This window comes from Tepidimonas sp., assembly GCF_036824975.1.
In the GTDB taxonomy this organism is placed as follows: Bacteria; Pseudomonadota; Gammaproteobacteria; order Burkholderiales; family Burkholderiaceae_C; genus Tepidimonas.
Map to the genome: position 1 here is coordinate 1 of NZ_DAISZC010000090.1, position 6824 is coordinate 6824.

The 6824-nt window shown below is 67.7% G+C and carries 7 protein-coding genes; all 7 read left to right on the top strand.

What is annotated here, in order from left to right; genetic code table 11:
• Positions 1-753 (top strand): VanZ family protein (locus V7Z54_RS09160; protein ID WP_334136022.1); only part of this gene is annotated, 753 nt, incomplete at its 5' end.
• Positions 750-1106 (top strand): (2Fe-2S) ferredoxin domain-containing protein, encoded by a 357-nt coding sequence (locus V7Z54_RS09165; RefSeq protein ID WP_334136023.1) that lies wholly within the window; start codon positions 750-752, stop codon positions 1104-1106. The genes V7Z54_RS09160 and V7Z54_RS09165, both read left to right, overlap by 4 nt.
• Before the next feature lie 29 nt (positions 1107-1135).
• Entirely contained in the window at positions 1136-1780 is a 645-nt protein-coding gene (locus tag V7Z54_RS09170; RefSeq protein ID WP_334136024.1) for an alpha/beta hydrolase, read from the top strand.
• A gap of 198 nt (positions 1781-1978) precedes the next feature.
• Positions 1979-3130 (top strand): D-alanyl-D-alanine carboxypeptidase family protein, encoded by a 1152-nt coding sequence (locus V7Z54_RS09175; protein WP_334136032.1) that lies wholly within the window; start codon positions 1979-1981, stop codon positions 3128-3130.
• A gap of 290 nt (positions 3131-3420) precedes the next feature.
• The gene (gene rpsL / locus V7Z54_RS09180) at positions 3421-3798 is read left to right on the top strand and encodes a 30S ribosomal protein S12 (RefSeq protein WP_043701114.1); all 378 of its coding nucleotides are present in this window, start codon (positions 3421-3423) and stop codon (positions 3796-3798) included.
• Positions 3799-3981: 183 nt separating this feature from the next.
• The gene (gene rpsG / locus V7Z54_RS09185) at positions 3982-4452 is read left to right on the top strand and encodes a 30S ribosomal protein S7 (protein WP_334136027.1); all 471 of its coding nucleotides are present in this window, start codon (positions 3982-3984) and stop codon (positions 4450-4452) included.
• Positions 4453-4553: 101 nt separating this feature from the next.
• Positions 4554-6656, top strand: a complete 2103-nt coding sequence (fusA, locus tag V7Z54_RS09190) for an elongation factor G (protein ID WP_334136029.1) — start codon at positions 4554-4556, stop codon at positions 6654-6656.
• Positions 6657-6824 lie beyond the last annotated feature (168 nt).

The following is a 6824-nucleotide window of genomic DNA, read 5'->3' on the forward strand; positions in this document are numbered from 1 at the left end:
TTGGGCGCGGTGGTGGCGCGGCTGGCGCTGCGCTGGCGGCTGCTGCGTGGGTGGGTGTCGTTTCGGCAGGGGTGGCAGCGCCCCGGGGCGCAATCGGGCTGGGCCCTGTTGCTGCTGTGGCCGTTTGCGGTGCTGTATCCGACGGCGGTGCCGTTTGGCACGGGCCAGTGGTGGCCGCGGCTAGAGGCGCTGCTGCGCCAGGCCTTGCAGGGCACGCCGTGGCAGCCCTGGCTGCCACCCGCACCCCCGCCCGTGGCCCCCGGCCCGCTCACCGAAGCGGCGCTGGTGGCGCTGAGCCTGTGGCTGCCGGTGCTGCTGGGCTACGCCAGTCTGCGCCGATTGGGCCAGCGGCTGGCCTTTGCGCTGCTGTTTGCGCCGGCCGTGCTGGGCTGCGGCACGCTGTCGGCTGCACTTTCGTTTGGGCCGGCTCAGAGTGCCGCCTGGCTGACACCGCCGGTGCAACTGGGCCTGGCGGCGGTGGGCGCGCTGTCGCTGTTTGCGCTGCCGCTGGGCGCACGCGCGGCGGCGCTGCTGGCGGTAGCGGTCGGGGCGCTGACGCTGGGTTGGCTCAACCGTGTGCCCGATCCGGCCTACCTGCACGAATGGCTGCAGAGCTGGGAGCAGGGGCGCTTTAGCCGCTTCCACGGCGTTCTGCAATGGCTGGGCTGGTTGTGGCCGTGGCTGGCGCTGGGCGTGGCGGCTCGGCTGGCGCTGCGGCGCGACGAGTCCTCCCCCTACAATGCGCGCCCATGAGCGAACACGGTGAACGCTGCGGCGCGGACGGCTACTATCGTCGGCACATCTTTTTCTGCCTGAACGAGCGCGCCAACGGTCAGGCGTGCTGCGCCCAGCATGGCGCGCAGCAGGCGTTCGAGCACTGCAAGGCGCGGGTACGCGACCTGGGGCTGGCCGGTCCGGGCCAGGTGCGTGTCAACAAGGCCGGTTGTTTGGACCGTTGCGCGGGCGGCCCGGTGGCGGTGGTCTACCCCGAAGGGGTCTGGTACACCTACGTCGATAGGGCCGACATCGACGAGATCGTGACCAGCCACTTGCGTGACGGGGTGCCCGTCGAGCGCCTGCGGCTGGCCCCGGATGTTGGCCGCTGAGGCTGGCGCGGCGTGCAGTCGCTGGCGGCATGAACGCCCATACCGAAGCACTGCAGATTCCCGGGCCTGCCGGTGTGCTCGAGCTCGCCATCGATCGCCCGTCTGTATCGCGGGCGGGTGGCGGCGTGACCGTGATCGCCCACCCGCATCCGCTGTTTGGTGGTTCGCTGCACAACAAGGTCGTGCACACGCTGGCGCGCGCGTTCGTGCAGCAGGGGTGGGAGGCGGTGCGCTTTCATTTTCGCGGCGTAGGCGCCAGCAGTGGCGTACACGACTACGGCGTCGGTGAGGTGGACGATCTGCTGGCGGTCGTCGCCGCGCGCGCTGCAGATGGCGTGCCGCTGGCGCTGGCCGGCTTTTCGTTTGGCGGCTATGTGGCGGCTGCGGCGGCCCAGCGCGTGCAGCCCGCCCGGTCCCTGCACGCACTGTGCCTGGTGGCGCCCGCGGCCAGCCGCTTCGTGTTGCCGCCGCTGGCGGCGGAACTTCAGGCCCGTACCCTGGTCGTGCATGGGGAGCAGGACGACATCGTGCCACTGACCGCCGTGCTCGACTGGGCGCGCCCGATGGGCCTGCCGCTGACCGTCGTGCCCGGCGGCGATCATTTCTTCCACGGCCGCCTGCCGCTGCTCAAAGCGCTCGTTCTGCACCATCTGCGGGCCATCGATGCGCCGTGATTCATCCATTGGACTCGATCGCGCTGCCGCCACCGCGGCAGCAGAGGAGGTGCTCTGTTGAAATGCTATAACGACCGCGCGCGCGCAAGCGCGCCAAACGTCACGCCAAGCCCGCTGTCCGGCCAACCGGGCCGCGGGCCTGCTGCGGCAGCGCTGCGTTGGCGCCGGATTGCTGTTGCGCGCCGCGCGGCGCGTTGGCTGGCGTGGCTGCTGCTCCTGCCGCTGGCTGTGGCATGGGCGCAGGCGCCGCAGCCGCCCGAGGTGGCGGCGCGCGCCTGGCTGCTCCTTGACGCCACCAGCGGGCAGGTGCTGGCCGCCAAGGATGCGGACGAGCCGGTGGAGCCCGCGTCCCTGACCAAGCTGATGACTGCCTACCTGGTGTTCGACGCCCTGCGTGCCGGCCGCCTGAAGCTGGAAGAAAAACTGCCGGTGAGCGAGCGCGCCTGGCGCATGCCCGGCTCGCGCATGTTTATCGAGCCCAACACCCGCGTGCCGGTCGAAGATTTGCTCAAGGGCATGATCGTGCAGTCCGGCAACGACGCCACGGTGGTGCTGGCCGAAGGGGTGGGCGGCACGGTGGAGCATTTCGTCGAACTGATGAACCGCCAGGCGCGGGCGCTGGGCCTGACGCGCACGACGTTCCGTAACCCGGAAGGGCTGACGGCCCCCGGCCACACCACCACGGCGCGCGACCTGGCCACGCTGGCGCGCCGGCTGATGCAGGACTTCCCCGAGTACGTGGGCTACTACGCCATCCAGCGCTACCGCTACCCGGGCACGCCGGCGGCCAACGACACCAACCGCAATCTGCTGCTGTTTCGTGACCCCACCGTGGACGGCTTGAAGACGGGGCACACCGCCGCCGCTGGCTACTGCCTGGTGGCCACGGCGCGCCGCCCGGTGCCCGGCTGGGGCGACGGGCCCGCTGGCCAGCGCCGTCTCATCAGCGTGGTGCTGGGCGCCGCCAGCGAAAACGCGCGCGCCGCCGAAAGCCAGAAGCTGCTGAACTGGGGCTTTGCCGCGTTCGAGGCGGTTCGGCTGGCGGCGCCCGGTGCGCCGGTGGCCACGGCGCCGGTGTGGAAAGGGCGCTCCAGCGAGGTGCGCCTGGGCTTGCCGCAGGGGGTGGTCGTTACGGTGCCCGCAGGCAGTGCGCGGGGGTTGCGCACCGAACTGGTGCGCCCCGATCCGCTGGTGGCCCCCTTGCTCAAAGGGCAACCGCTCGGGACGTTGCGGGTGCTGTCGGCCACGGGCGAGCCGCTGGCCGAGGTGCCGCTGCAGGTGCTGGAGACGGTGGAGGAGGCGGGCCCGTTGGGCCGTCTGTGGGGCGCGCTGCGCCTGTGGCTACGCTAGGTGCAGGGCTGCAAAGCGCGCGCTGGCCAGCTGCAGCATCGTGCGGCCACATCGCCGCCAGCGGTGTCCGCGCGGCGTGGTGTCGCTCTGGTTCCGTCTCGCCCGTACGCCCTCCTGCCACGGCTGGCCAGCAACCTCTGCGAACATGCTTCCCGCACCACTGCCGCGAGTGCCAAAGGGGGTGGACTCATACACGATCTTGCGCCGGCGGCGCTGCCGTGATACAGTAGCGGGCTTTTCGGGTGGCCCCGAAGGGCCCAGTGCGTTTTTATCCGACGTTTAGGGACGTTATGCCAACCATCAACCAACTCGTGCGCCACGGGCGGACGGCCGAGAAAGCCAAGTCCAAGAGCCCGGCGATGCAAAACTGCCCCCAGCGCCGGGGCGTGTGCACCCGTGTCTATACCACGACGCCCAAGAAGCCGAACTCGGCCTTGCGCAAGGTCGCCAAGGTGCGCCTGACCAACGGCTTCGAGGTCATTTCCTACATCGGTGGCGAAGGCCACAATCTGCAGGAACACTCGGTGGTGCTGGTGCGTGGTGGCCGCGTCAAGGACCTGCCGGGTGTGCGCTACCACATCGTGCGCGGCTCGCTCGATCTGCAGGGCGTCAAGGATCGCAAACAGGCGCGTTCCAAGTACGGTGCCAAGCGGCCGAAGAAGGCGTGATCGCAAAGGCGTCGCTGCAGCTGCAGCGTCATACGCCGTTCATCGTTCGGTGTCTGAATACCCTCGCTGGTGGGTGCTCAGACGAAGTGACCTCAGACGCACCACGGGTGCCGGGGTCGAGTAAGTGGGGGTCCGGATGGCCCTCGCGGCACACAGGTGCCAACTGAAGCAAAGGAAAAGACCATGCCACGTCGTCGCGAAGTCCCTAAACGCGATATCCTGCCGGACCCGAAGTTCGGCAACGTCGAGCTCTCCAAGTTCATGAACGTCATCATGGAGAGCGGCAAGAAGGCGGTGGCCGAGCGCATCGTCTACGGTGCGCTCGAGCATATCGAGAAAAAGACCGGCAAGGACCCGCTGGAAGTTTTCTCCACCGCCATCAACAACGTCAAGCCGCTGGTCGAGGTCAAGTCGCGCCGCGTCGGGGGCGCCAACTACCAGGTGCCGGTGGAGGTGCGTCCGGTGCGCCGTCAGGCGCTGGCCATGCGCTGGATCAAGCAGGCCGCGCGCAAGCGCAGCGAAAAGTCCATGGCGCTGCGCCTGGCCAACGAGCTGATCGAGGCCACCGAAGGCCGCGGCGGCGCCATGAAGAAGCGTGACGAGGTGCACCGCATGGCCGAGGCCAACAAGGCCTTCAGCCACTTCCGCTTCTGACGCCGGCGCAGCAGCGAGGCCGCGCCCGTTCCTTCTCCGAAGCCCGCCGCCACATCACCGTAGGCTGGCGGGCTTCGCCCATCTGAATCTGGAGTCATCTCATGGCACGTACCACGCCCATCGAGCGCTACCGCAACATCGGCATCTCGGCGCACATCGACGCCGGCAAGACCACCACCACCGAGCGCATCCTGTACTACACCGGCGTCAACCACAAGATCGGTGAGGTGCACGACGGCGCCGCCACCATGGACTGGATGGAGCAGGAGCAGGAGCGCGGCATCACCATCACCTCCGCCGCGACCACCTGCTACTGGCGCGGCATGGACCTGAACTACCCCGAGCACCGCTTCAACATCATCGACACCCCGGGGCACGTGGACTTCACCATCGAGGTGGAGCGTTCCATGCGCGTGCTCGATGGCGCTTGCATGGTGTATTGCGCGGTCGGCGGCGTGCAGCCGCAGTCCGAAACCGTCTGGCGTCAGGCCAACAAGTACCGCGTGCCGCGCCTGGCGTTCGTCAACAAGATGGACCGCGTCGGGGCCAATTTTTTCAAGGTCTACGAGCAGATCAAGACACGCTTGAAGGGCAACCCGGTGCCGATCGTGGTGCCCATCGGTGCCGAGGAGAATTTCCAGGGCGTGGTCGACCTGCTGAAAATGAAGGCCATCATTTGGGATGAGGCTTCGCAGGGCATGAAGTTTGAGTACCGCGACGTGCCGGCCGACCTGCTCGATGTGGCCCAGGAGTGGCGCGAGAAGATGATCGAGGCCGCTGCCGAGGCCAGCGAGGAGCTGATGAACAAGTACCTCGAAAGCGGCGAGCTGACCGAGGACGAGATCATCGCCGGCCTGCGCCAGCGCACCATTGCCTGCGAAATCCAGCCCATGCTGTGCGGCTCCGCCTTCAAGAACAAGGGTGTGCAGCGCATGCTCGATGCGGTCATCCAGTTCCTGCCGTCTCCGGTGGACATCCCGCCCGTGGCCGGCACCGACGAAAACAATCAGCCCACCAACCGCCGTGCCGACGACGAGGAAAAGCTCGCCGCGCTGGCGTTCAAGCTGATGTCCGACCCCTTCGTCGGTCAGCTCACCTTCGTGCGTGTGTACTCCGGCGTGCTGCGCAAGGGCGACACGGTGCTCAACTCGGTCAAGGGCAAGAAGGAGCGCATCGGCCGTATCGTGCAGATGCACGCCAACCACCGGCAGGAAATCGAGGAGATCCGCGCCGGCGACATTGCGGCCTGCGTGGGCCTGAAGGAAGTCACTACCGGTGAGACGCTGTGCGATCCGAGCGCGCCGATCGTGCTGGAGCGCATGCAGTTCCCGGAGCCGGTGATCGCGCAGGCGGTCGAGCCCAAGGCCAAAGCCGACCAGGAGAAGATGGGCATCGCTCTGAGCCGCCTGGCGGCCGAAGACCCGTCGCTGCGTGTCTACACCGACGAGGAGTCCGGTCAGACCATCATCGCCGGCATGGGCGAGCTGCACCTGGAAATCATCGTCGACCGCATGAAGCGTGAATTCGGGGTCGAGGCCAACGTCGGCAAGCCGCAGGTGGCCTACCGCGAAACGATCCGCGGCACGGTGGAGGAAGCCGAAGGCAAGTTCGTGCGCCAGTCGGGTGGCAAGGGTCAGTACGGCCACGTCGTCTTCAAGATCGAGCCGAACGAGCCGGGCAAGGGCTTCGAGTTCATCGACGCCATCAAAGGCGGCGTGGTGCCGCGCGAATACATTCCGGCGGTGCAAAAGGGCGTCGAAGAGGCGCTGCAGACCGGTGTGCTGGCCGGCTATCCGGTGGTCGATGTCAAGGTCACGCTGCACTTCGGTTCCTACCACGAGGTGGACTCGTCGGAGCAGGCGTTCAAGATGGCCGCCATCTTCGGCTTCAAGGAAGGCTGCAAGAAGGCCAGCCCGGTGATCCTGGAGCCGATGATGGCCGTCGAGGTGGAAACGCCCGAGGAGTACGCCGGCAACGTGATGGGCGACCTGTCGTCCCGCCGCGGCATGGTGCAGGGCATGGACGACCTGCCCGGCGGTGGCAAGGTCATCAAGGCCGAGGTGCCGTTATCCGAAATGTTTGGCTACTCCACCACGCTGCGTTCGATGTCGCAGGGCCGCGCCACCTACACGATGGAGTTCAAGCACTACGCCGAGGCGCCGCGCAACGTGCAGGAAGCCATCATCGCCGCGCGCGCCAAGTAAGCCTACCCAGCGTCTTCGGCGCCCCAGCTGGGGTGGGCCCGCTGCCCGTGGCGGGCCCGTGCCGCAGACGTAAACCGTGCACGGGCATCGTTCTTTGACGCAAGGATAGTGCAATGGCAAAGGAAAAATTCGAGCGGACCAAGCCGCACGTCAACGTGGGCACGATTG